Annotated in this window: 18 protein-coding genes; 16 read left to right on the top strand and 2 right to left on the bottom strand. The window is 44.8% G+C overall.

The features are described 5' to 3' along the window. Positions 1-11 precede the first annotated feature (11 nt). Positions 12-662: a ribulose-phosphate 3-epimerase gene (gene rpe, locus Q0502_RS16300; RefSeq protein WP_298653064.1), complete on the bottom strand. Its 651-nt coding sequence runs from the start codon at positions 660-662 to the stop codon at positions 12-14. 350 nt (positions 663-1,012) lie between these two features. Here rpe and Q0502_RS16295 point away from each other — a divergent pair, with 350 nt between their 5' ends. From Q0502_RS16295 to Q0502_RS16240, 12 genes are all read left to right on the top strand, one after another. Continuing rightward, positions 1,013-1,843: a calycin-like domain-containing protein gene (locus Q0502_RS16295; RefSeq protein WP_298653061.1), complete on the top strand. Its 831-nt coding sequence runs from the start codon at positions 1,013-1,015 to the stop codon at positions 1,841-1,843. 6 nt (positions 1,844-1,849) lie between these two features. Next, a complete protein-coding gene (locus Q0502_RS16290) occupies positions 1,850-2,515 on the top strand; it encodes an HmuY family protein (RefSeq protein ID WP_298653058.1) in 666 nt (221 codons plus the stop codon). A gap of 13 nt (positions 2,516-2,528) precedes the next feature. Then, complete coding sequence (locus Q0502_RS16285; RefSeq protein ID WP_298653055.1) at positions 2,529-4,463, top strand: TonB-dependent receptor; 1,935 nt, start codon at positions 2,529-2,531, stop codon at positions 4,461-4,463. A 235-nt stretch (positions 4,464-4,698) separates the two neighbouring features. Then, positions 4,699-5,304 (top strand): HmuY family protein, encoded by a 606-nt coding sequence (locus Q0502_RS16280; protein WP_298653053.1) that lies wholly within the window; start codon positions 4,699-4,701, stop codon positions 5,302-5,304. Positions 5,305-5,384: 80 nt separating this feature from the next. Then, entirely contained in the window at positions 5,385-7,592 is a 2,208-nt protein-coding gene (locus Q0502_RS16275) for a TonB-dependent receptor (RefSeq protein WP_298653051.1), read from the top strand. A gap of 206 nt (positions 7,593-7,798) precedes the next feature. Next, positions 7,799-11,986 carry a cobaltochelatase subunit CobN gene (locus tag Q0502_RS16270; protein WP_298653048.1) on the top strand — a complete coding sequence of 1,396 codons (4,188 nt, stop codon included), beginning with the start codon at positions 7,799-7,801 and terminating at the stop codon, positions 11,984-11,986. A gap of 105 nt (positions 11,987-12,091) precedes the next feature. Then, positions 12,092-12,796, top strand: a complete 705-nt coding sequence (locus Q0502_RS16265) for a hypothetical protein (protein ID WP_298653047.1) — start codon at positions 12,092-12,094, stop codon at positions 12,794-12,796. A gap of 83 nt (positions 12,797-12,879) precedes the next feature. Beyond that, on the top strand, positions 12,880-13,476 hold the full coding sequence (locus Q0502_RS16260; RefSeq protein ID WP_298653044.1) for a MotA/TolQ/ExbB proton channel family protein: 597 nt from the start codon (positions 12,880-12,882) through the stop codon (positions 13,474-13,476). Positions 13,477-13,480: 4 nt separating this feature from the next. After that, positions 13,481-13,813 (top strand): DUF2149 domain-containing protein, encoded by a 333-nt coding sequence (locus Q0502_RS16255; RefSeq protein ID WP_298653041.1) that lies wholly within the window; start codon positions 13,481-13,483, stop codon positions 13,811-13,813. 241 nt (positions 13,814-14,054) lie between these two features. Continuing rightward, positions 14,055-16,463 carry a TonB-dependent receptor gene (locus tag Q0502_RS16250; RefSeq protein ID WP_298653039.1) on the top strand — a complete coding sequence of 803 codons (2,409 nt, stop codon included), beginning with the start codon at positions 14,055-14,057 and terminating at the stop codon, positions 16,461-16,463. 96 nt (positions 16,464-16,559) lie between these two features. Beyond that, positions 16,560-17,960 (top strand): DUF4374 domain-containing protein, encoded by a 1,401-nt coding sequence (locus tag Q0502_RS16245; protein WP_298653036.1) that lies wholly within the window; start codon positions 16,560-16,562, stop codon positions 17,958-17,960. A gap of 154 nt (positions 17,961-18,114) precedes the next feature. Next, positions 18,115-18,984 (top strand): alpha/beta hydrolase-fold protein, encoded by an 870-nt coding sequence (locus tag Q0502_RS16240; RefSeq protein WP_298653034.1) that lies wholly within the window; start codon positions 18,115-18,117, stop codon positions 18,982-18,984. 64 nt (positions 18,985-19,048) lie between these two features. Here the strand turns inward: Q0502_RS16240 and Q0502_RS16235 are convergent, their stop codons facing one another. Further along, positions 19,049-19,204 carry a hypothetical protein gene (locus Q0502_RS16235; protein ID WP_298653031.1) on the bottom strand — a complete coding sequence of 52 codons (156 nt, stop codon included), beginning with the start codon at positions 19,202-19,204 and terminating at the stop codon, positions 19,049-19,051. A 304-nt stretch (positions 19,205-19,508) separates the two neighbouring features. Here Q0502_RS16235 and Q0502_RS16230 point away from each other — a divergent pair, with 304 nt between their 5' ends. From Q0502_RS16230 to Q0502_RS16215, 4 genes are all read left to right on the top strand, one after another. Continuing rightward, on the top strand, positions 19,509-20,621 hold the full coding sequence (locus Q0502_RS16230) for a TlpA disulfide reductase family protein (RefSeq protein WP_298653029.1): 1,113 nt from the start codon (positions 19,509-19,511) through the stop codon (positions 20,619-20,621). Positions 20,622-21,131: 510 nt separating this feature from the next. Continuing rightward, positions 21,132-21,944, top strand: a complete 813-nt coding sequence (locus tag Q0502_RS16225; protein WP_298653026.1) for an ABC transporter permease — start codon at positions 21,132-21,134, stop codon at positions 21,942-21,944. A gap of 6 nt (positions 21,945-21,950) precedes the next feature. Continuing rightward, a complete protein-coding gene (locus tag Q0502_RS16220) occupies positions 21,951-22,685 on the top strand; it encodes an ATP-binding cassette domain-containing protein (RefSeq protein ID WP_298653023.1) in 735 nt (244 codons plus the stop codon). A gap of 23 nt (positions 22,686-22,708) precedes the next feature. Further along, on the top strand, positions 22,709-23,767 hold the full coding sequence (locus tag Q0502_RS16215; RefSeq protein WP_298653020.1) for an MlaD family protein: 1,059 nt from the start codon (positions 22,709-22,711) through the stop codon (positions 23,765-23,767). Positions 23,768-23,924: the final 157 nt, after the last annotated feature.

Here is a 23,924-nt window from a genome sequence, read left to right as displayed (position 1 = left end):
AAAAGGCGATTTTACAACATTTTTAACTGGTGGATAGTCTCTTCCGGATGTTTCGAAGAGAATACGAAACTGCCGGCCACCAGCACATCGGCGCCTGCATCCACCAACCTTTTGCCTGTTTCCAGGTTTACCCCGCCATCCACCTCAATCAGGGTAGAGGTTTGCTGTCGTAGGATCATCTCTTTGAGCATAGCGGTTTTCCTGATGGAATGCTCAATGAATTGTTGCCCGCCAAACCCAGGATTCACCGACATCAAAAGTACCATATCCAGGTCGGGAAGAATATCTTCGAGTATCGATACGGGAGTATGCGGATTCAGTGTGACAGCCGGCTTCATCCCTTTTTTTCTTATCTCCTGTACTACACGGTGCAGGTGTATACAGGCCTCATAGTGCACATTCATGTAGGTGGCGCCTGTAGCAGCTATTTCATTGATAAACTTCTCAGGTTGTACGATCATCAGGTGTACATCCAGCGGTTTTTGAGTCACTTTTCCCAGTAGGTCGATCACCGGAAATCCGAAGGAGATGTTGGGCACGAAAACACCATCCATGATATCCAGATGAATCCAGTCGGCCTCGCTGCGGTTCAGCATTTCGACGTCTCTTTCAAGGTTCAGAAAATTGGCCGCCAACAGCGACGGCGCTACAATTGTACCCATACGTTTCGAAGTTTATCGACTCAAAGTTAGCAAAAAATGGTAACAGGGCAAAGATTTGATAGAATAATCAATGTAAACTAAAAACTAAAAGTGAAAAATTGGGGATATTTGATTAGCAGATTTACCGATGAATTAATAATTCACTAAGCGAATAAAAGGCACGGGCAGATAGTATAGATAAAATCTATTTTTTATTTTATATACCTATAATTAGGGATAAAACGTTACTTTTTTCATAATTTTTAGGGATTGTACACTCTTTTTTGACTTCCTACTTTTGTAATCGGAAATAACAAGACTGTATTAGCCTTGACTAAACGATTCAATTCACCTGTTAAATTTTAAAAAATATGAAACTAAAAACTCAATTGATTATGTTGGTTGCCGTACTTTTTACGGTATCGTGCGACAAGAACGACGAACCTGATGTCAATCATGCACAGGATATTGCGGGGAAATACGAAGGCTATTCCGTATCTGAATTTCAGTATACCGCTATCCCGATAACCACGCCGAGCGAGAACATTTCCATAACCGCAAACGAAAACGGAACGGGAACCCTTTCGTTTGAATCGGTAACTTGGGGTAAATTCACCATACCGACTGCCGAAGTAACCCTTACCGGCAATGAATACAAAATAGCGGGCAGCGGAAAAACCGTCATGGGAATGGATCCCGCATCGCAGAAAGAGTATGACTGTACGATCACGGGTACCATCAGCAAAGACAAAAAAACGGTATCAATACTGTTCGAGGTGCCTGCAGTTATGGGCGGACTCAAAATAACCTTTACGCAGGGTGAGGCTCCTGCCAGCATGGTCGTTGCCGGAGTGTATAATGGAACATTGGAACTGTCGGTTGGAAGCACCAATATGGACCCTGTGGAAAACAGCAAAGTAACCATCAAACATCAGGAAAACGGAAAAGCCGAGGTTACGCTAGAAGGGTTTGGAGAAGGAGGTATGGCATTCCAGGATATTGTGATAGAGGATGTGGAAGTAACGGCGAAAACGGATGGCAGTTATTCCTTAACCGGGAACATAGACACAATGAGTGGCACGACAAACGTAACCGGCAAGTTGGAGGGAGCCATAGCGAAAGAAGGTGATGCCAACATCACATTTACCTTGAAACCCGGCGCCATGCCGATGAATATCATTGCCGTGTTTACCGGAGAATAACGAAAGATGAAGCCGGTTACTCTTTTCACCCAACTCATCATGCTGGGAGTGATCCTTCTGTCATTCCCCGCATGTAACGGTATTCTGGGTAATATCTACGATGAACCGTTCGCCGAAGAAAAGAACGAATTCGGATTTATCGAAACGGACAAGGCAAATAATTCCGGTACTGTTTACATAGACGCTACAAGCTATACCAGATGGACGTACATAGATTTTCATGCGCTCATCGTTGATTCACTGAAAATTACCGAAGATATGCGCGAGCCGGAAAACTGGGATATCGCTGTCCACCGCTACGACGCCAAAACAAACGGGGCCTCCGTACTCGAAACGGGATTTACCGGCCTTTCGACCCTCAAAACCTCCGGAGAGATCCCGAAGGGCGATTACATCTCCGATGAGTGGACAACAAACAAGATTGTGGTGGATATGTCGGGGATGATGGATGGAAAACTGAAATACGCCGAGTCGTACTACAATCGTGAACTTTCCAAATGGCTGTTTGTAGATACGAGCACGATGCCGCCTGCTTACAATCCGTCGAATAAGGTTTATGTCATTAAGCTGAAAGACAATACCGTTGCCGCCGTTCGCCTCCGGAACTTTATGGATACCTCAGGCATAAAAGGGTACATGACCATAGATTATATCTATCCTTTTAAAATATAAACAAAACATTATTATGCAAAAAATATTGGTAGCAGCATTTTTTCTTGCAGGATGCTGCTTCCTTGTGACTCCTGTTTCTGCACAACCTATCGTCAGCGCAACTGTTTTAGACAGTGCTGCATACGACACGTTACTCGACGAGATAGTGGTTACAGGCACACGCAGCCCCAAGATATTGAAAAATTCACCGGTCATCACCAAAGTGTTTACCGAGAACGAGATAAGGAAAGTGGACGTAACGCATATCGGGGAGTTACTCCAGTCGGAACTTCCCGGTATTGAATTTATCTACTCCATGAACCAGCAGGTCTCGCTCAATATGCAGGGTTTCGGTGGAAATTCCGTCCTTTTTCTTGTCGACGGTGAGCGGATTGCGGGTGAAACATTAGACAACATAGATTACAGCCGCCTCAACCTTGATAATGTGGAACGCATCGAGATCATCAAAGGAGCGGCTTCATCGCTCTACGGGTCAAATGCCGTGGGGGGCGTGGTGAACATCATCACTAAAACTCCTGTAGACCCGTTGCATGTCAATTTCAATAGCCGGTTTGCCTCCAGCAATGAACAGCGGCACGGTGGCAGCATAAGTTTTAATACAGGGAGGCTGAGTAGTGCGACCAATGTCCAATATGCATCTGCCGGCGAACTCAAAATGAAAAATGAAGGAGTCTATTCCAAAGTGTACGGTAACCGCACGCTGAACGTCAAAGAACGATTGCAATATAATCCGGGCGACAACTTCAAACTTACCGGGCGGGCCGGTTACTTCTTCCGGGAACGCGATTCGCAAGTCAGCAGCAAAGACCGTTATCGCAGTTTCAGCGGAGGAGCAAAAGGAGAATACGCCTTTCATGAAAAAAGCAATCTGGAACTGGCCTATTCGTTTGACCAATATGATAAAAGCAGCTATCTGATTGAAGACCGGCTCGATGTACGCAATTACAGTAACGTACAACATGGACTGAAAGGCTTGTACAACTATTCGTTCGACACCAACAACACACTGACGATAGGTGGCGACTATTTGCGCGATTACCTGATGAGTTACCAGTTCAAAGACAATGGCAATTACCTGCAATACGTGGCAGACGTTTTTGCCCAATACGATTGGACGCCCGTCGAAAAGCTGAACATAATAGGCGGTTTGCGTTATGACTATTTCTCCGATGCAGGCATCAGTCATGTTTCGCCTAAAATCGGGTTGATGCTCAAACAGGGACGTTTTACTTTTCGCGGTTCTTATGCCGGCGGTTTTCGCGCTCCTACCCTCAAAGAAATGTATATGAACTTTGACATGGCAAGTGTTTTCATGATTTACGGAAATCGCGACCTGAAAGCCGAATCGAGCCATAATTTTTCCCTTTCCGGCGAATATACCAAACAATACTATAATTTTTTACTGACGGGGTACCACAATCTGGTGGACAACCGCATCACAACGGTATGGAATCAGGAACTGAAAGGGATGCAATACACCAATATCGATAAAATCAATATCACGGGTATAGATGTGAATGCTTCCGCCCGGTTTCCGTGTGGCATCGGTGCCCGCCTTTCCTACACTTTCACCCGCGAAAACATACAAATGGGGCAGCCCACTCTTTCGCAAACGCGCCCTCATGCAGCCACAGCCCGCATCGAATACGGTAAAACATGGAAAAACTACAGCTTTAACATTGCCTTGAACGGACGTGCTCTTTCGAAACTCACCGCCAACGAATATACGTCCCTCACTTCCTACGAAGAAGTGGAGGAAGTTACCTATCCCGGATATACTATCTGGAAACTCAGTTTGATGCAAACCTTTCGGCAGGGAATTAACCTGATCGTCGGGATCGACAACCTGTTCAATTATGTTCCCGCCTATTATTACAGTAATTCGCCTTATACGACAGGTGCTACCTTCTCCGCCGGAATCTCGGTAGACATCAATAAGTTTTTTTAGAGAATCGACCTGGGGTTATGAATTGACAATCGGTGTACGCCAAAGAATCTTCCAGGCTATCAGGTAAATAATGGATATTCATTCTATTTATCTATGACCGATTTTAAATAACAATACCTTAATGTTATGATATAAATCCGAAAAAATGATAATTTATAGGTATTGTAGTAGGGGTTGATTCCCGGTAACTTTGCACTTTATTATTATTAGTAACAATTTGAGTGTAAAAAAACAGATGAAGAAGATTGGTTTTTTAATGCTGCTCAGCATTTTATTCATAACAGCCTGTGATAAGGATGATAAAGAACCCGCTCTGCCGGGAGATGTAAAAGAACAGAAATTTATTGACGTGAGGTCATACACCGATTGGAAATATTTCTCTTTCTCGAAAGGAGAGTTTGTTACCGTTACTGACTATCAGAACGACCTGTCGTGGGATATTGCTTTCCACCGGGGCGATGTCCGCCTCAATGGGGGAGCCTCCGGCAAAGGGAAAGGAGAAGCGGTCAATACCCAAAAGACAGATTGGAATGCGGTAACGGAAGCGCCTTCCAGCGGTTACGTGAAAGACCAGATCGGCAAGATCACAACATCGTTTATCGGAAACGGTATCACGGAAGAAGATCAGCCTTTCTCCCAGACACTTACAACATGGTTGACGGTAGATACAAGCAATCCGCCTCCCAAATATACCGTGCATAACTGGATTTATGTGCTGAAAGCTGCGGACGGTAATTATGTGAAACTGTGGATATATGACAACAAAGACGAGAAGAATACCGCGGGCTATGTTAGTTTCAGGTATCAGTATAATGCAAGCGGAAGCACCAAGTTCATTTAAAAGAGCTTAATAAGAAAAGATTGGCAAGATTGTCTGATGGTTTTCACTGTTCGGGCAATCTTGTTTTTTGGATAAAAAGTATGAGAATTATTCTATTGACAATATTTCTTATTGCCGGTGTAACACTTAACGCTCAACTCCGGCGGATGGAAGGCCGGATTATGGATTGTAGGTCGCAGGAAGGGATTCATCTTGTTAGTGTAGGGATATTGGGCACAACAAAAGGAGCCATTTCCGACGAATCGGGGAAATTCGTGATTGAAGAGATACCTGAGGGTGATTATACCTTAGCCGTTTCATCGATCGGTTATGAAGACAAACGTATATCGGTTTCCATCCCCGTCAGAAACGAAAATCCCGTAATAACCATATCGCTGTGCGAGAAAGCCATCGACCTGGATCAGGTGGTGGTGACGGCTACCCGTACCGAACGGTTGCTGAAAAATGTTCCTATACAGACCCAGATGATCTCGGCCAAAGCCATTGAGCGTATGCAGGTCTCCACTTTCAGGGATTTGCTGGAATACGAGTTGCCCGGTGTGGAGTTTACGAACAATGGAGGTTATGCCAATATCAACATGCTCGGATTCGGAGGTAAATATGTGCTGTTCCTGGTGGATGGCGAGCGCATGGCCGGCGAAACGTTCGACAACATAGATTATAACCGTGTGGATATGGACAATGTGCAGCAAATCGAGATCGTTAAAGGTGCGGCATCCTCCCTCTATGGCTCAAATGCTGTCGGAGGAGTGATCAATATTATTACCCAGAAGCCCCGGAAAGCATTTGAAACGGGCGCCAATGTAAGATTCGGCAGCAATAACGAACAAAACTACCGCTATACCATAGGCTCGCGTAGGAAATGGGGATATGCAAACCTGACGGCATCGTTCAAATCCATGGATCCGTATCTGTTAAAAGACCGGGAACCGCTGACACAATGGTTTGCCAACGGGGAAAAAGTGGAATCTCCCTTAAGTGAAACCTACATCGCCGGATACAAAGATTACAGCATTGATCCCCGGGTGGGAATAGACCTGTCCGAAAAATTACACATAGAAGCAAGAGGAGGTTATTATTTTAAGGAAAGAAACCCCGGAGGCCTGGACGGAACAAAAGTAACCGACCGTTATTACAATTATTCGGGCGGATTAAAAGCGGATTACAAACTATCGGACACCCGGCATCTATTGCTTTCGGGGAACTTTGATCGGTACGACAAGTATGAATATTATAAACTGTTGAGCGAAAAAGAAAAAAATTACGAGAATTCCCAACAGCGGTTCAGCGGGCTTTATAACGTAACGTTACCCTCCGGGCATTCGTTGGTAGCCGGCGCCGAATATTTTTCGGACAACCTGATGACATTCATGTTTGAGAGCGACGGCAGCAATGCAAAGCGCGATGCGCAGACGTATGCCGTTTATACCCAGCAGGAATGGATAATAGAGGAGAACTTTACCCTCGTAACCGGTTTACGTTACGATTACCATTCGCAATTCAAAGACTACTTTACGCCCCGCCTGTCCGTAATGTATAAATTAAATCCGAAAATCACGCTCCGGGGCGGATATTCGGGTGGTTTCCGTTCGCCTACCCTCAAGGAATTATATACCGACTGGTTTCATCCTTACGGTGGAGGATTTCAGATCATTGGAAACAAAGATATGAAAGCCGAAAAAAGCAATAACCTCAATCTATCTACGGAAATTTCCCTCGGTAAAACGGTCGTCACAGCCATGGCGCAATATTCCCTTATCGACGATATGGTTAGCACGCAATGGGTCAACGACGATACGGTAAGGTACGCCAATATCGGCGACGCCAAAGTGTTGAGTACGGAATTATCGGTTACCAGCCGGATAACCAACAACCTGTCCGTGAAGGGAGGCTATTCTTATGTGCACAATAATCTCGGGAGAAGGTCGCTGGTACGACCCTATTCGGCCACTGCCCGGATAGACTACATCATTCCTTTGTTCGGGAAATATAATCCAACTGTCAGTTTCAGCGGGAAATATTTCAGTGGAATGAATATTTACGGAACCGGCGATATTACGGACACGGATAACGAATCGGGGATCGAAAAAGAAGTTACCGAAGAATACAGGGTACCTTATGACGGATATGCTATCTGCCGGCTGTCACTGGCGCAGGCGCTTCCTTTCAACCTGACGTTGAATGCGGGGGTGAATAACCTGTTCGATTACAAGGCCAAATTTTCAAGTTTCTATTCGAGCATATCGCCCGGAAGGACTTATTATGTCGGATTAAAATGGAGGCTGTAAGGAAAGACTTTAAAATCAGGAAATAACTTATCATCTATATGAAACGAGCATGAAAACCGTTCTCACCTAAGAACATGATTATTGCGAGTTCAGTAAACTTAGACTATTCCTCGCTATGGCATAATCCAAACAAGTTTGGCTTCTGCTCATTTAGCTTAGCGGAATAGTTCCATATGATACATTTGAAAGTCAATAATTTTAATCGTATGAAAAAGAAATATGTACTCATTGCTTTATCCGCCCTGCTCATTATCGCCGCAGGATGGATAACCTGGCAGAAAATGGCTTCTCCTACCAGAATCGCCCTGTATAATTTTCAGCCTTTTCAGGTATCGAATATTTCACTGTCGAACAACGATAAATTTATAAAATATGAAGAGGTTCCTGTGGAAGAGGTCGGTAAACTGAAAAATTATGATTTTGTGCTCGGTTTCGGCATGGGGCTGAAAGTGTCGGAAGAACAGCGTGCGCAGATCCAGTCGGCGGCAGATAAGGGAACACCGATTTACATGTTTGCCGTTACCAATCCGCAAAATAATATCTGCAATCTGGACAGTACAGACCTCGAACAGATATCCAGATACCTTGGGAGCGGCAATAAGGCCAACTACCAGAATATGGCGCGTTATATACGCCGGAATATCGATAAGAAGATCTTATTTGCCCCGGAGGCGCAGCCTGTAGTGGAAAGTGTGTCCGATGCGATTTTTCATCTCGATGAGAATGTATCTTTCGAGGATGTGAATGAATACGAGGCTTATCTCAAAAGGCAAGGCTTTTACAAGGAAGGAGCCGATAAAGTAGCGATTGTTGCCGGTATACACGATCCGTTCAGCGGCAATAAAGAGCATTTGGACAGCCTGATCGTAGCCCTGCAAAATTCGGGATTGAACGTCTATCCTATCTCTTCAATGACAAAACGTATTGAGTTCCTGGAACAGGTAAACCCCGTCGCGGTAGTTTATTTCCCGCACGGACGCCTTTTGATGGGACAGCCGGATGCTGCCGTGGAATGGCTGAAGAGGCAGAATATTCCTGTTTTTGCGCCGATTACCATTCTGCAACTGAAGGAAGACTGGATGAAAGACCCGATGGGGATGTTCGGCGGATTTATGGGGCAGACGATTGTCATGCCGGAACTCGACGGCGCCATTTATCCCTATTCATTGGTAGCCCAGGAAAAAAACAACGAGGATTTGTATGTGTTCAGAACAATTCCCGACAGGCTTAAAAGTTTTACGGCGATCGTCAATAATATGATCGCCCTTAAACATAAGAAGAACGCGGAAAAGAAAGTCGCTATCTATTATTTTAAGGGAGCAGGACAGGAAACATTGGCTGCACAAGGTCTGGAAACCGTGCCTGCCCTCTATAACCTGTTGAAGCGATTAAAGGCCGAAGGGTACAAAGTGAATAACCTTCCGGCAACCGAAAAAGAGTTCGAGAATCTGTTGATGACGCAAGGGTCGGTTTTGAGCACGTATGCCGAAGGCGCGTTCGATGATTTTTTGAAAAATGGCCATCCGCAACTGATAAAAAAACAGGATTATGAAGCGTGGGTGAATCAAACCTTATCCGAAGAATTATATAAAGAAGTAAACGGCGAAGAATACCTTGCCGTAGCCCGCATACAATTGGGAAATGTCGTCTTGCTGCCTCAGCCCATGGCTGCGTTGGGCGATGATGATTTTGCCATTGTTCACGGAGCGAAAATGCCGCCGCCGCATACCTATATTGGCTCCTATTTATGGATGCAGTTCGGGTTTAAGGCCGATGCGTTGCTCCATTTCGGGACGCACGGCAGCCTTGAGTTTACACCCCAAAAGCAGGTCGCTTTAAGTAGTAATGACTGGGGAGACCGTCTGGTCGGAACTATTCCCCATTTTTACTACTACACCATCGGTAATATCGGCGAAAGCATGATGGCGAAACGCCGTTCGTATGCTACTACCGTTTCTTACCTTACCCCTGCTTTCACGGAGAGCAATACCCGTTCGCAATTCAAAACATTGCAGGATAAAATACGGGAATACTATAGGACCGGTGAAGCGGAGCAGCCGAAAGCATCGTTAGAGGTGAAGAAGATCGCCGTTGCTATGGGTGTCCACCGCGATTTGCGTTTGGACAGTGTCCTTTCCCAGCCCTATACCACCGAAGAGATAGAACGCATAGAGAATTATGCGGAAGAAATTGCGAATGAAAAGATAAACGGGCAACTCTACATTTCGGGCGAACCTTATACGCCGGAGAAAATAAAGTCTACCGTGTTGGCTATGAGCGCCGATCCGATTGCTTACAGCCTGTCCGCTTTGGATAAACAGAGAGGGAAAGTATCCGAAAAACAATTGAACAGCAAAGCGTTTTTCACACAGCATTATCTTGACCCGGCAAAAAATCTGGTCAATCAGATATTGGCAGGAAAAACCGTCGATGATGGATTTGTATGTGCGGTGGCAGGTATTACGGCTGCCGAATTGAGCGAAAGTAAAACTATTTTAAATCCGCCCAGAAGAGGCATGGGAGCAATGGCGGCGACAGGCAACGATACGCCGAAAGACGGTGCGAAAAAACCCGAAACAGGTATGCCGAAAGATAGTGTGGCGAAACGTCCGGAGGTAGCTACACATAAAGATTCATCGGCTACAAAAAGCGAGTCTCGTCCGACCGGGGCAGGTACACCCGGACAACCCAAAATGCCCGAATACACTAAGGAACAGAAGGAAAAAGCCCGTATGATAGCTGAGATTGAGCGTACCATCTATAACATCGTCCTTTACAAATCGGCGTTGGAAAACAGCCCCGAACTGGAGTTCGCAGCTATGCTCAATGCGCTGTCCGGAGGATATGTAGAGCCGTCTTCGGGTGGCGATGCCGTGGCGAACCCCAATGCTGTTCCTACCGGCAGGAATCTTTACTCGGTAAATGCAGAGGCTACTCCCTCGGAAGTGGCCTGGGACAGAGGCGTATCGCTGGTAAATGCCACACTCGGACAATATCACAAGGAGCATGGCGAGTATCCGCGTAAAGTGAGTTATACCTTCTGGAGCAGCGAGTTTATCGAAAGTGAAGGCACCACCATTGCCCAGGTGCTGTACATGCTGGGAATTGAGCCGGTGCGTGACACCTATGGGCGTGTTTCCGAACTTCGGCTTATCCCTGCCGAGGAGTTGGGGCGTCCGCGTATCGATGTGGTGGTGCAGACATCCGGGCAATTCCGTGACCTGGCCGCATCGCGTCTGATGCTTATCTCGAGAGCCGTGGAAATGGCTGCGGCGGCAAAAGACGAAAAATATGAGAACCTCGTGTCAAAAAGTACCGTTGAGATAGAACGCCAGTTAGTGGAACAAGGTATATCGCCCAAAGATGCCCGTGCCATGTCCACCCGCCGCATATTCGGGGGAATCAACGGTATGTACGGTACAGGTATTCAGGAAATGATCACCAGCAGCGATAAATGGGAGTCGGAAAAAGAAATCGCCGACGCCTATATCAACAACATGGGGGCAGACTATGGAAGCGATAAGAATTGGGGTGAATTTCAGGCCGGACTTCTCCGTACCGTACTCAGTAATACTGACGTGATCGTTCAGCCGCGCCAGAATAATACATGGGGTGCATTGAGCCTTGACCACGTATACGAATTTATGGGCGGGATGAATCTTGCCATCCGTAACGTAACCGGTAAAGACCCCGACGCCTATTTTGCCGATTACCGCAACCGCAATAACGCCAAAATGCAGGATCTGAAAGAGGCTATCGGCGTTGAATCGCGTGCCACCGTGCTCAATCCCGAATATATCAAAGAAGTAATGAAGGGCGGGGCGTCGAGCGCCGCGCAGATAACGGAGGTAGTAACCAATACGTTCGGGTGGAACGTTACCAAGCCCAATGTCATCGATAATGAGCTATGGGACGAACTCTACAATGTGTATGTAAAAGATAAGTTCGATCTGGGTACGGAAGCGTTTTTCAGGGAAAAAAGCCCGGCAGTGCTGCAGGAAGTGACCGCCATTATGATGGAAACCGCACGGAAAGGCATGTGGAAAGCCACCCCCGAACAGCTCGCCGATATCGCGAAACTGCATACCGATCTGGTAAAAGAGTTTGGTTCGACAGGTTCGGGTTTTGCCGGAGGGAATGTCAAACTGCAGGATTACATTGCCCAGAATATAGCTCCTTCCGATGCCCAGGTTTACAACAGGCAACTCAGTGCAATGAAAACTGCGGGAGCCGATGCACGCGTAACCCCGGCAGGCACAGTTCTCAAAAAAGAGCAGGTAGGGGAAATTGAGAACGGTGAAAAGAATACCCTCAACGGGATCCTTGTTGCCGCGGTAGTACTTGTGGTATTTGTCATACTTTTACTAATTTTGAGGCGGAAAAGGAAAGAATAATGTGCTAATTCATTAATATGCCAATGTGCCAATTAAGGAGTTATTCCATTATTCACATTGGCACATTATTCACATTGGCACATTGGTTTTATTGGCACATTATTTATGGAAATCATTATTCAGGTATTGATCCTGTTTATCATTATCAACAGCATCCTGAAGCTTAGCTTCTGGAAATGGTGGCAAACGGTAATCTTCGGGGCTATTTGTGCAATTTTCGTGGTTTGGGCGCAACAATACGCTATTGTACAGTCCAAAACACAGCTGCATGATTATCTTTCGAACCGTCAGGCATTGCAGGATATGGCAGTGCTTATCACAGTGGAATCAGCCATCTGTTTTGCTTTTTGCTTTGCCGCATTGATGAACATGTTCGGTAAAAAGAAGAAGCGCTGGAGACGCTTATTATACTGGTATCCCAGCCTCCTGCTGTTTCCGGTTTTATTTTATATGCTGACACAGGCTATTTTCAGCCTTTCCGGAACCAATTTCAGCACTATTGCATATACCATTGCAGGAATCACCCTTGTCGTTATCCCTGCCGCTTCCTACGGCATTCAGCTTTTGCTGCCGGAAAAGGAACTGCGGTTGGAAGTGCATTTTCTTGTAAGCCTGTTTGTGGCCATATTGGGGTTATTGACAACCGTCAACGGGAATGTTACTTACGCGGCGGTAAAAGAGCCTTTGAATATTCAGGCAATACTTTATTCTGTTATCTTGTTTGCGGTATTTTTCGCTGTTGGCTATGTCTGGAATAAATATAAATGGAAGTTCAGAAAAAAATATCGCCGTAAAGATATGAAGGTGTAAAGTAGCATAGACTAAAACTCAATCAATTCACTTATCCTGAAATTTCCTCTTTTGGAGATTCAGGAAGCTTAAAAAAACCAATAATGGAAGTTATTTCAAAAACGCTATTTTGGGTAGCCAACAGCTTATTGATACCCGATATTATTATTTTGCTGTTTCTTTTTGGACGCTCGTTGCTGCTCATCGGCAGTTTTTACGACCAGTTCATGACCAAACGGAAGAACGACAAGGCAATAGGCAATAAAATAAAGGAATTGTCGAAACCCACCATAGACGAGTTGAGAGCCGTCATTCCCAAAAACGACAATTCGCTTTTCATCAAGTACCTGCGCGACTTATTGACCACTCCGCCGAGCGAGGCGTATTCCGATTTTCTGATCTCGAATTTCGAGAACGAAGCCGATAAAGATCTTGCCCTCTCGAAAATGCTTGCCAAAATGGGGCCGGTACTAGGGTTGATCGGAACGCTTATTGCCATGAGTCCTGCACTGGTAGGGCTTTCAACAGGGGATATTTCGGGAATGGCGTACAATATGCAGGTGGTTTTTGCCACCACGGTCGTCGGCCTGGTGGTATCCGCTATCGGGTTGGTTACATTGCAGACCAAACAACGCTGGTATGCGAAAGACGTGAACAATCTCGATTACGTTTCCCGGATATTAACCGAAAAAAATAATTGACATTATGAGCAGAAAACGACGGATTAATAAATTTTCGCGTGAAGAGGACACCGACCCGCTAAGCGTTATCGTGAATTTGTTCGACGTAGCGATGGTATTTGCCGTCGCGTTGATGGTCGCTATGGTGATGCACATGAATATGACCGAGGTTTTTACGCAGGAAGATTATACCATCGTAAAGAATCCGGGCAAGGATAATATGGAAATCATCACGAAAGAAGGGAATAAAATCAATAAATATACTCCCTCGAATGAGCAATCCTCAGGATCCCAAGGCCGTAGGGTCGGGGTCGCTTATGAACTCGAGAACGGGGAGATCATTTATGTCCCCGAATAAATTCAAAATAAGAGATAGAATCAGTTTATAGTTATTCCCTATAGATTTATAGTTCAATTGAATCACTTCCTGTTATTATGATAATAGGAAGATCCAGTATTGTTTTACCGGCAAACTCTACCATTTGTGGGTATATATGGCTGTTTTATACCGGAAAAATACTCATTTCTTGCGATTGTTACCTTATATTATTGCATATATCTTTGTCCCGTAATTTTAGGTAGTCAATGTTTAGAATAAAATGAATCAATTAAGGAGTCTTACTATAAGAATAAGGCTGACCGGGATAATCGTTTTCATTTTCTTTTTTCATTCTTTATTTGCACAACAAGATCGCCAGGCCGTTATTCGGGGAAGCGTGAAAGATAGTAAGGGTGATCCGGTAGAATTTGCTACCGTCTATATAAAAGAAACCCAGCAGGGGACACAATCGGATAGTAAGGGCGATTTCCTTTTGCTGGTGGCGCCGGGGAGTTACACATTCTGTGTACAGTTGATGGGGTATGAAACACATGAACAGTCCATCACCGTGCAACCGGGCGAGAAAATGACCATTCCCGTAGAGTTGGCCGAGAAGAGATATGCTCTGCAGGAGGTGGTGATAGAAGCCAAATCAGCCGTGCAGCGCATTAATGAATCGGCATACAATGCAGTAGCGCTGGATGCCAGGGTACAACACAACTCGACCGCCAACCTGTCGGGTATGTTGAATAAAGTGTCCGGTGTCAGGATCCGCGAAACGGGCGGCGTGGGATCTGAAATGCAGGTAATGATGGACGGCTTCAGCGGGAAACATGTGAAAGTCTTTATCGACGGGGTTCCCCAGGACGGTGTGGGCCAGTCGTTCGGACTGAATAATATTCCGGTGAACTATGCCGAGCGTATAGAGATATACAAAGGGGTGGTGCCCGTGGAGTTCGGTACGGATGCCATAGGCGGCGTAATCAATATTGTGACCAGAAAGGGTTTTAATAAGAAATGGCATCTCGATGCCTCCTATTCGTATGGTTCGTTCAATACCCACAAGTCTTACTTCAATTTCGGACAGACATTCGACAACGGGCTGACTTACGAGGTTAACGCGTTCCAGAACTATTCCGATAATAATTACTATGTAGATACGCCTGTCAAAGAGTTCCTGCCGGATGGAGGCAGTAGTACGGACAGGTCAAAAATTGAGCGTGTAAAACGGTTTCACGATACTTACCACAATGAGGCGATATCGGGAAAGGTCGGTCTGGTAGACAAGCCGTGGGCGGACCGCTTGATATTCGGACTGACTTACTCTCAGGTATATAAGGAGTTGCAGACCGGCGTGCGCCAGGAGATTGTTTTTGGCGGTAAATACCGTAAAGGGCACTCCGTTATGCCGTCGCTCGAATACAATAAACGAAACCTGTTTGTCAATGGGCTGGATGTGACGCTTACGGCCAACTATAATAAAAACAGTACGCACAACGTGGACACCTCGGCCTATGAATTTAACTGGCGGGGGGAAAAACGGCCGCGGGCCGGAATGCCCGGAGAGCAGTCGTACATGCATCTGCAATCGGATAACAATAACTGGAACGGAACACTCTCCGCCCGTTATCGGTTAAAGGATATCCATTCGTTCACTTTCAATCACATTATTAACTCGTTCCGCCGTTCCAACAGGTCGCTTCTGACACCAGGCTCCGACCCTGACCCGATACCCAAGGAGACGCAGAAGAATGTCAGCGGCCTGTCTTACCAGCTTATGCCTAACAAGAGATGGAATGCATCGCTGTTCGGTAAATATTACTATCAGCATGTGGCAGGCCCCGTGGCTACTTCTTCCTCACTGGATGAATTTGTGCGAACCACAAAAACCATCAGTACCACCGGGTATGGTGCGGCCGGAACCTACTTTATCCTGGATAATCTGCAGGCCAAGGTATCCTACGAAAAGGTATACCGGTTGCCTGCCAATAATGAGGTCTTCGGGGATGAAGACCTGGAATCGGGAGATATAGGGATCAGGCCCGAGAACAGCCATAATATCAACTTCAATGTAAGTTTCGACGAGTCATTTGGCAAGCATGCCGTTTACCTGGAGGGAAGCATGGTTTACCGCGATATAAAGGATTATATCCAGCGCAATATCACGGGGCTGAGTGGTGGTCGCTATGGTGCGGCTTATATCAACCACGGCAAGGTCCTTACGAAGGGATATACCCTTACCGCGCGCTACAATTTTTCAAACCTGTTGAGCGTGGGAGGGAATTTCACAGAGATCAACACCCGCGATAACGTAGCGACAACCGTCACGGGTGCACCCAGCAATACCTACAAAGCCCGTATGCCGAATGTGCCTTACCTCTTCGCCAATGCGGATATTACTTTTTATCGTCACGATCTGGGAGCGACAGGCAATGTGCTGACGGTCTCCTATGATAACTTTTATGTGAAAAGTTTTCCCCTTTATTCCGAGGTACTGGGAAGTAGTGACAGTAAATCGGTTGTGCCCACCCAGTTTTCTCATAATGTGAGTGTTTCCTACTCCCTGAAAGAAGGGCGTTACAATATCTCATTCGAATGTCAGAACCTCACCAACGAAAAGCTGTACGACAATTTCAGCCTGCAAAAGGCGGGAAGAGCATTCTACGGTAAGGTCAGGGTTTCTCTGTAAAACAAGATAGTAATATATGGACCGACTCAGCCGATCCCTGTTTATACAAATTCAAATCATTTATTTTCAAACATCATCCATTAAAACAAAAACAATATGAGACTTTCTAAATTGTATTTGACTTCAGCACTATTGATAGCAGGAGTTGTATTTTATTCCTGCGACAACGATACCCCGGTTATAGATGACGGTGATAAGGTTTCCGAAAGGTATGTCATTGCCGCTATCGATGGTAATAATGATGTGACAGCCAGTTACCTGTTGACTTCCGAGGCCCTGGATAAGGGTACGGTTACCGCCGGGGAGAATAATGGCCATGAAACGGAACTCGGTACCTACTGGGTGTACTATCAGGATAAATACCTGTTCCGCCTGGCCTATAATCAAGGGAATGCCGGTATCAGTTCTTCCTATATCCTGAATAATCAGGGAAGTATGGAAGACCGGAACAACACGTATGAAATAAAGCGATTTACCTCTTACGGAACGTATAAAAATTATATTATCACCTCCTCTACCGGTGATTTGGGTGCCAACCTTGCCGATGAGAACGGTTACCTCCCCAAAGGATTCCTGTTCTCTTATCTCGATGTAGAGAAAGAAACCTACAACTCGAATCAGGAGGTGATCCTGTCTGAGAACTATCTGGGCAACGGTGAATTTGTGACCCTGGCAGGTATCCTGGAGTCCGGCAATAAAGTTTATTCGGCGCCCATCCCTATGGGCTTGAGCCAGTATGGAGTGAAAACAGAAGGTGGAAAGTATGTGAAGTATCCCGAACTGGTGAAAACGGAAGACGGGGGATCTGCCAGCAGCGCATACAAAAAAGGGGAATTGCAATGGACGCAATATCCTGATGAGGCATGGATCGCTATTTATAACAACGAGAAAATGGAGGATCCGGAATTGATCAAAACCGATAAGATCAGCTATGCCTGTGGACGCTATCGTTCGCAATATTACCAAACGACCTGGGCAGCCGACAACGGCGATATCTATGTCTTTTCTCCCAGTTATGCAAAGACAATGACAGGTGTGCAGAAAACGACGTTACCTGCGGGTGTTGTCCGGATTAAAGCAGGTGCCGAAGTGTTTGACAATGATTACTATTGCAATCTTGAAGAGCAAACCGGTGGCAACTCCTTCCTTCGTACCTGGCATATTGGCGGCGATTATTTTTTGTTGCTGATGTATGATGTGCCGTTCGTTGAAGGATTCGATGCAACGACCACTCCCGCTTCTCGGCTGGCTGTCTTCAAGGGAGAGTCCAAAGAACTTACCTACGTAACCGGCTTGCCTGCTCCTGAGAATATCCAGGGTTTTGCGGAAACGCCCTACGTAGAAGAGGGAACTGCTTATATCGCGGTAACTACTACCGGCGGCACTTCCCCTGCTGTGTACAGCATCAATCCCCAAACTGCTACGGCTACCAAAGGCCTTACGGTGCAAGCTAATCAGATTGCCGCTATCGGTAAACTGAAAGCGTCCGGGAACTGATCCCGGCGTAAATCATCTGATTATTCCTCCCGTTTTCGTAATATGATCGAGGGCCGGGAGGAATAGTTAGACTATTTCTCGCAACGACGGAACACAGGCGAGCTTGTCTTCTGTTCGTATTGCTTAACGAAATAATTGCATTCAGAGAACCGGTATGAATCAGATCATCCTTTTTTTATTACTTCTTTTTATAGCCTATCCTATGCAGGGCCAACCAAGCCAGGTGAGAACCCCCATTGAAGAATCCGCACGGCAGTTGTTCGACATGGAACAACATGACCTGACGTACAACGGGAAAGAGTACCGTCTCTATATCGCGCAACCGGCAGGTAGCGGGCAGACTCCCCATCCGGTACTCTATATGCTGGATGGCAATGGGCAGTTTCCCATGCTGGTCAACGCGATGGAAGAGGTCTCGGATAATACGCCACTGATCGTCGGTATTGGCTATCCTTCGTTGCAGGCTTATCCTAAAGAGCGTACCCGGGATTATACGATCTCCGTTGAAGGGAATGGCGAGGGAGGAGATGCCGAAGATTTTTACAGGTTTATTATCGATAAAGTAAAGCCTTTTGTTGAGGCGAATTATGCTGTGGATACCACGCGCCAGACATTGTGCGGACATTCTTACGGAGGCTTATTCACATTATATGTTGCGTTCAACCATACCCGGGCTTTCCAGCATTATCTGGCCGGCAGTCCTGCCATATGGTGGGGGCAGGGGGTAATTGTTCCGAAACAAAGGCCGTTCTTTTCCCATATCCCTCATTCGGTAACCATTACGTTGGGGGAATATGAGGAAAATCCCGAATCGGATCCGTCCAGAAAGAATTTAACGCCGGAGATCCGGAAAATAAAAGAGCAACGGAAGGGTGGTCTGTCGCCCCGGGATTTGGCTTCAATGATCGCGGAAGAAGTGCCGGACTGCCGTTTCATTCTGTACCCGAGTAAAAACCATGGAAGTTCGATCCCGGAATTCCTTAAAGAAGCGGTATATGTAGCAGGAGGAAAAGCGGGTCAATGATCCCTATAGGGTTACATCATTTATATCGAAAGATAATTGCCAGGTTTTTGTATTAATTTATTATTTAATTAATACCGAATGTATTATCCGGTATCTGAAGTTGTCTTTCAACATGAAAGCATTCGGCAAATTGGCGGATAAGGGCCAACGAGAGTTTCGATGGCTTTGTCTCACCGGCAATACCCGCCGTCCCGCTCCATTTCCTTTTGGGTGTATGCATCTGCATTCAATAAATTTAGACTATCTCTTTCACACTTTTTCAATTTTTATTCTACTATTTGAGTCCCCTTCGCTCCTTGATTGATAATTCTACGCTCAACATAGTCAAAACAAGTTTTGCCTCTGCTCTCGTTTGTCGAAATAGTTCTCACGATAACTAATTAAGTAAACTTAATTGTCGTTTGTACGATTAGAACGCTTGTAAAGCCTCTTTATTGCAATCGTTTAAAAAAAACGCTAAAATAATTTGTCATCATTACATTTTACATATCTTTGTTGTGATTTAATTATAAAAAAGAAAGCAAATGAGAAAACTAATCTATCTTTTTATTGTTGCAGGCACCCTCTTATCGTGCCAGAACAACCATAAATATACAATCAACGGTACGGTAGCCGGCGATGCTTATGAAGGAACGAATGTATATCTGCAGCAGATGACGGACGATGCGATGGTTGCAACCGATACGGCTGTTATTCAGAACGGTATGTTCTCCTTCTCGGGAGCGGCCGATACGACGGTGCTTCGTTTCATTGCATTGGATGAGACCGTGAATCCGCAACAGGAAAGCAGAATACCGGTATTGGTCGAACCGGGCAAACTGGAGGTAACCTTCGATACCGTAGTCACTGTGAAGGGGACAAAAGTAAATGATGCATACACTAATTTCAGATTGCAACAAAGAGAACTGGTGCAAAATATCAGAGGCATTATAGGGCAATTCAACAGTGAGACTGCTGCCGGAACCATGACTGAATCGCGGGACGCTGAACTGAAGCAGTCTTACGAGGAAATCAGCAGCCAACTGACCGATCTGAATTTCAATTTCATCAAGGAAAATATCGGAAATAGACTGGGAGAATATGTTTTCCAGAACTCTTCTTCCATGTTTGAGCCGGAACAGCAGAAAGAGATCCTCGACCTTGCCGGTGATGAATTCAAAGCCGGTGAAAATATCCAGCGGGTAATAAAAAGGCTGGAAAACCTTGAAAATGTGGCAGTGGGTAAGAAATTCGTCGATTTCACTTTGAAGGATACCCAGGGGAACGAAGTTTCTCTCTCCGATTATGCCGGCAAAGGAAATTATGTGTTGGTCGATTTCTGGGCTGCCTGGTGCGGACCCTGTCGTCAGGAAATGCCTAACGTGGTTGCGGCCTATAATAAATATAAAGCAAAGGGATTTGAGGTGGTAGGTGTATCGCTCGATCAGGAGCACGACCGCTGGACACAAGGTATCCAGGATTTGAATATGACCTGGCCGCAAATGTCCGATCTTCAGTATTGGAATAGCCCGATAGTGGATCTGTATGCTATAAACGGAATACCTCATACTGTGCTCCTTGATAAAGACGGCACGATAATCGAGAAAAATCTGAGAGGAGAGGCACTGGACTCCAAATTGGCCGAGTTGATGCCTTAATAGCCCGGATGTAGAAATATCTTATATGCTGCTTCATTGTGAAGCGATAGAACAGAAAGAGGGTCTGTCTCATACAATGTGAGGCAGACCTTTTTATATGCGTAACCGGGGTTTTTATTCAGTATATGGAATATCATGCGAAACAAATATATTCTTTTTATTGTTCTAATAGAAGTTCTGTTATAAATATCAATGGTTCATTAAAATTAGTCGTTTTCAATTCTTATTGCACTATTTGAGTCGCCTTCGCTCCTCGATCGATAATTCTACGCTCAACATAGTCAAAATAAGTTTTGCCTCTGTATTCGCTTAGCGAAATAGTTCTCGCTATAATATAGTCCGAACAAGTACGGCCTCTATTCATTTAGCTTAACGAAAACGTTCACTAAAGTTAAATATTTGAATTTTATTCTGCTATTTCTGCGTTCGGCAAAGCAAATGAATTTGTTCTGCTCATTTAGCGTAACGCAAATAGTTCCATGCACGGAAATGTAAAAGTAAAATAATCATATGAAACACCTTAAAATGAATCAATTATCGCCACGAAAAATCCATATAAAAGAGGAAACCCGGCATTTTTATAATGGACTTTTTATTGATTTGGGAGAGTTGGTGATTTTTTCTATAAACGTAATAAAACAATTTTTTCGTCCACCTTTTGAGCATAGGGAATTGATAAAACAAGGGTTTCTGCTGGGGAATAAATCCTTTGCCCTGGTAAGCGTTACCGGTTTTATAATGGGATTAGTATTAACCATGCAGATGAATCCGGTTTTGGCGGATTTTGGCGCTCAAACTTTATTGCCGGGTGCTATTTCTGTGGCGATGGTGCGGGAATTGGGCCCGGTAATAACAGGGCTTATCTGTGCAGGGAAAATGAGTTCCGGTATTGGGGCTGAGATTGCGGCCATGAGAGTAACAGAACAAATAGATGCGATGGAAGTTTCGGGAACAAATCCTTTGGGGTTTGTGGTTGCTACCCGGGTGTTGGCAACAACCGTAACAGTTCCCGTTCTGGTTATTTTTGCCGACGCATTCAGTTTTTTTGGCGCATTTCTTGCCGTAAATGTTTTCGAAGATATTTCCTTTACCCTGTTTATTGACAGGGCTTTTGCCATGCTTGGTTTCGTGGATTTGATCCCGGCTACTATAAAAACAGTCTTTTTTGGTTTCTTTATCGGACTCATAGGTTGCTATAAAGGTTATAATGCGGGAATCGGAACAGAATCGGTAGGAACTGCTGCCAATTCAGCGGTAGTAGTAGCTTCTCTTACTATTTTCGTGATAGACCTGATTTTTGTTTTAATAACCAATATTCTCTGATTTTGTATGGGAAGAGAAGAAGTAATTGTAGTAAAGCAGCTGTACAAATCTTTTGGGGATAAGCATATTCTTCAGGGGATTGATTTGGTCCTGCATAAAGGTGAGAATTTGGGTGTCATAGGTAAGTCCGGCACCGGAAAATCGGTACTTGCTAAATGTATAGTGAGATTAATAGAACCTGATGCGGGTGAGATTAACGTACTTGGAACCGATGTCCTGGCATGTAATAATATTGAACTGAACGAAATAAGGAAAAAAGTGGGTTATCTTTTTCAGGGAGGTGCGCTGTATGACTCAATGAGTGTAAGGGAAAACCTGCTTTTCCCGATAAGAAGAACCCAATTTGTGGATAAAAAACAAGATAGTGAAGAATTGGTAGAAAAATCTTTGAGGAGTGTAGGATTGTTAGATGCCATAGACAAGATGCCGGCAGAATTATCGGGTGGAATGAAAAAAAGAATAGCTTTGGCAAGAACCCTTATATTAAGGCCTGAGATTATTCTATACGATGAGCCAACCACCGGTTTGGATGCGGTTACCTCCGGAGAGATCAGTGAACTTATCCTCAAAATAAAGGAGGAATATAATACGGCATCTATTATTATTACTCACGATATGAAATGCGCCAAAATAGCCACCGATACAATTAGAATTATGCAAGAGGGTGTTTTTGTGGTGGAAGGTACGTACGACGAGCTAAGCATGAGTGTGGATAAAGAAATACGGGATTATTTTATTTAATAATAAACAGATAACAGATAGTTATGAAAAATACAAAAAAAGCTTTACGCTTAGGTGTTTTTATAGCTGCAGCATTAATTTTATTTATTGTAGCAGTATATTTAATAGGAAGTAAGGGAAACTTGTTCAGTCCCACTAAGGATGTATTTTCCTCATTTAAAGATATACGGGGCCTCGTGGTGGGAAACAATGTCAGGTTTGCAGGCATAAATGTGGGTACCGTGAAAAATATCCGCATCATATCCGATACATCTGTTGTGGTAACAATGTCAATACGTGAAGATTATTCAAAGTATATTTATAAGAACTCCACAGTACAGATCGGACAGGAAGGGTTGATGGGAGGAAAGATCGTACTGATCTCTTCCGGAACTCCCGAAACGGGCGTAATCGAGGAGAATGACTACCTGGTTGTGGCTGAAGGATTGGACATACAGGGGATGATAGCCCAGGCACAGAAGATGCTTCGGGAAGCTACGCAAACAGTATCGAATCTTAATTCGGTAACTGATAAAATTAATGAAGGGGACGGAGATATAGCCCGTTTGCTGAATGGGAATGATTTAACTACGCAGTTGGGAATTGCCACCCGTAAATTGAATAGCTCTATGTCCGATGTAAATGAAATAACGGCGAAGGTAAGCAGTGGACAGGGAGATTTAGGTAAGCTGATAAATGATAGTGCTATTACGGATCAGTTGTCAGGAATCATGGAGGAGCTACATACCACTTCCGTAGAAGCCAATGCAGTTATTGAAGAGTTACAGCAGACAGTACACGCTATAAATTATGGAGAAGGTGTTTTACCTCGCTTACTTCACGATAAAGATTTAGGATTGAGTGTGGATACGGCTATAACAAGAGTGGACCAGGGTGTTTTTGAGGTGACCCGGGCAGCTGAGACCATAGCAGACAGTTGGATTTTCAGGTTATTTTCAAAAAAGAAAAAAGTTAACAATAACCAGACTCCATCTGTAACAGCAGAAAAACAGCCCAAAGAATTTGAAGTTCAGCCGGGAGATACCATCATAGTCCCGCTGAATGAATCGGCCGGTACCGAAATAAAAAGAAAAGAGCCTTAAACGGGTGATCACTTTTATACAGAGGGGCTGTCTCAAGATTAAATTGGAGACAGCTTTTTCCGCATTTAAGGTATGGTAAGGTTTATTTCATGTTAAATTCTTTCAAAGTTGAATAAATTTATCCTCCCCGTTCCCTGAAACCCGGTTTCAATATAAA

Source organism: uncultured Proteiniphilum sp., assembly GCF_937873925.1.
In the GTDB taxonomy this organism is placed as follows: domain Bacteria; phylum Bacteroidota; class Bacteroidia; order Bacteroidales; family Dysgonomonadaceae; genus Proteiniphilum.
This window is presented reverse-complemented; position numbering and strand designations above follow the sequence as displayed.

What these genes read in the sequence shown, in the direction of transcription:
- Q0502_RS16240 (WP_298653034.1), top strand. Translation starts at nt 18,115, where the DNA reads ATGAATCAGATCATCCTTTTTTTATTACTTCTTTTTATAGCCTATCCT.
- Q0502_RS16230 (WP_298653029.1), top strand. Translation starts at nt 19,509, where the DNA reads ATGAGAAAACTAATCTATCTTTTTATTGTTGCAGGCACCCTCTTATCG.
- Q0502_RS16280 (WP_298653053.1), top strand. Translation starts at nt 4,699, where the DNA reads ATGAAGAAGATTGGTTTTTTAATGCTGCTCAGCATTTTATTCATAACA.
- Q0502_RS16255 (WP_298653041.1), top strand. Translation starts at nt 13,481, where the DNA reads ATGAGCAGAAAACGACGGATTAATAAATTTTCGCGTGAAGAGGACACC.
- Q0502_RS16270 (WP_298653048.1), top strand. Translation starts at nt 7,799, where the DNA reads ATGAAAAAGAAATATGTACTCATTGCTTTATCCGCCCTGCTCATTATC.
- Q0502_RS16250 (WP_298653039.1), top strand. Translation starts at nt 14,055, where the DNA reads ATGAATCAATTAAGGAGTCTTACTATAAGAATAAGGCTGACCGGGATA.
- Q0502_RS16295 (WP_298653061.1), top strand. Translation starts at nt 1,013, where the DNA reads ATGAAACTAAAAACTCAATTGATTATGTTGGTTGCCGTACTTTTTACG.
- rpe (WP_298653064.1), bottom strand. Translation starts at nt 662, where the DNA reads ATGGGTACAATTGTAGCGCCGTCGCTGTTGGCGGCCAATTTTCTGAAC.
- Q0502_RS16265 (WP_298653047.1), top strand. Translation starts at nt 12,092, where the DNA reads ATGGAAATCATTATTCAGGTATTGATCCTGTTTATCATTATCAACAGC.
- Q0502_RS16290 (WP_298653058.1), top strand. Translation starts at nt 1,850, where the DNA reads ATGAAGCCGGTTACTCTTTTCACCCAACTCATCATGCTGGGAGTGATC.
- Q0502_RS16215 (WP_298653020.1), top strand. Translation starts at nt 22,709, where the DNA reads ATGAAAAATACAAAAAAAGCTTTACGCTTAGGTGTTTTTATAGCTGCA.
- Q0502_RS16245 (WP_298653036.1), top strand. Translation starts at nt 16,560, where the DNA reads ATGAGACTTTCTAAATTGTATTTGACTTCAGCACTATTGATAGCAGGA.
- Q0502_RS16225 (WP_298653026.1), top strand. Translation starts at nt 21,132, where the DNA reads ATGAAACACCTTAAAATGAATCAATTATCGCCACGAAAAATCCATATA.
- Q0502_RS16235 (WP_298653031.1), bottom strand. Translation starts at nt 19,204, where the DNA reads ATGCATACACCCAAAAGGAAATGGAGCGGGACGGCGGGTATTGCCGGT.
- Q0502_RS16260 (WP_298653044.1), top strand. Translation starts at nt 12,880, where the DNA reads ATGGAAGTTATTTCAAAAACGCTATTTTGGGTAGCCAACAGCTTATTG.
- Q0502_RS16275 (WP_298653051.1), top strand. Translation starts at nt 5,385, where the DNA reads ATGAGAATTATTCTATTGACAATATTTCTTATTGCCGGTGTAACACTT.
- Q0502_RS16220 (WP_298653023.1), top strand. Translation starts at nt 21,951, where the DNA reads ATGGGAAGAGAAGAAGTAATTGTAGTAAAGCAGCTGTACAAATCTTTT.
- Q0502_RS16285 (WP_298653055.1), top strand. Translation starts at nt 2,529, where the DNA reads ATGCAAAAAATATTGGTAGCAGCATTTTTTCTTGCAGGATGCTGCTTC.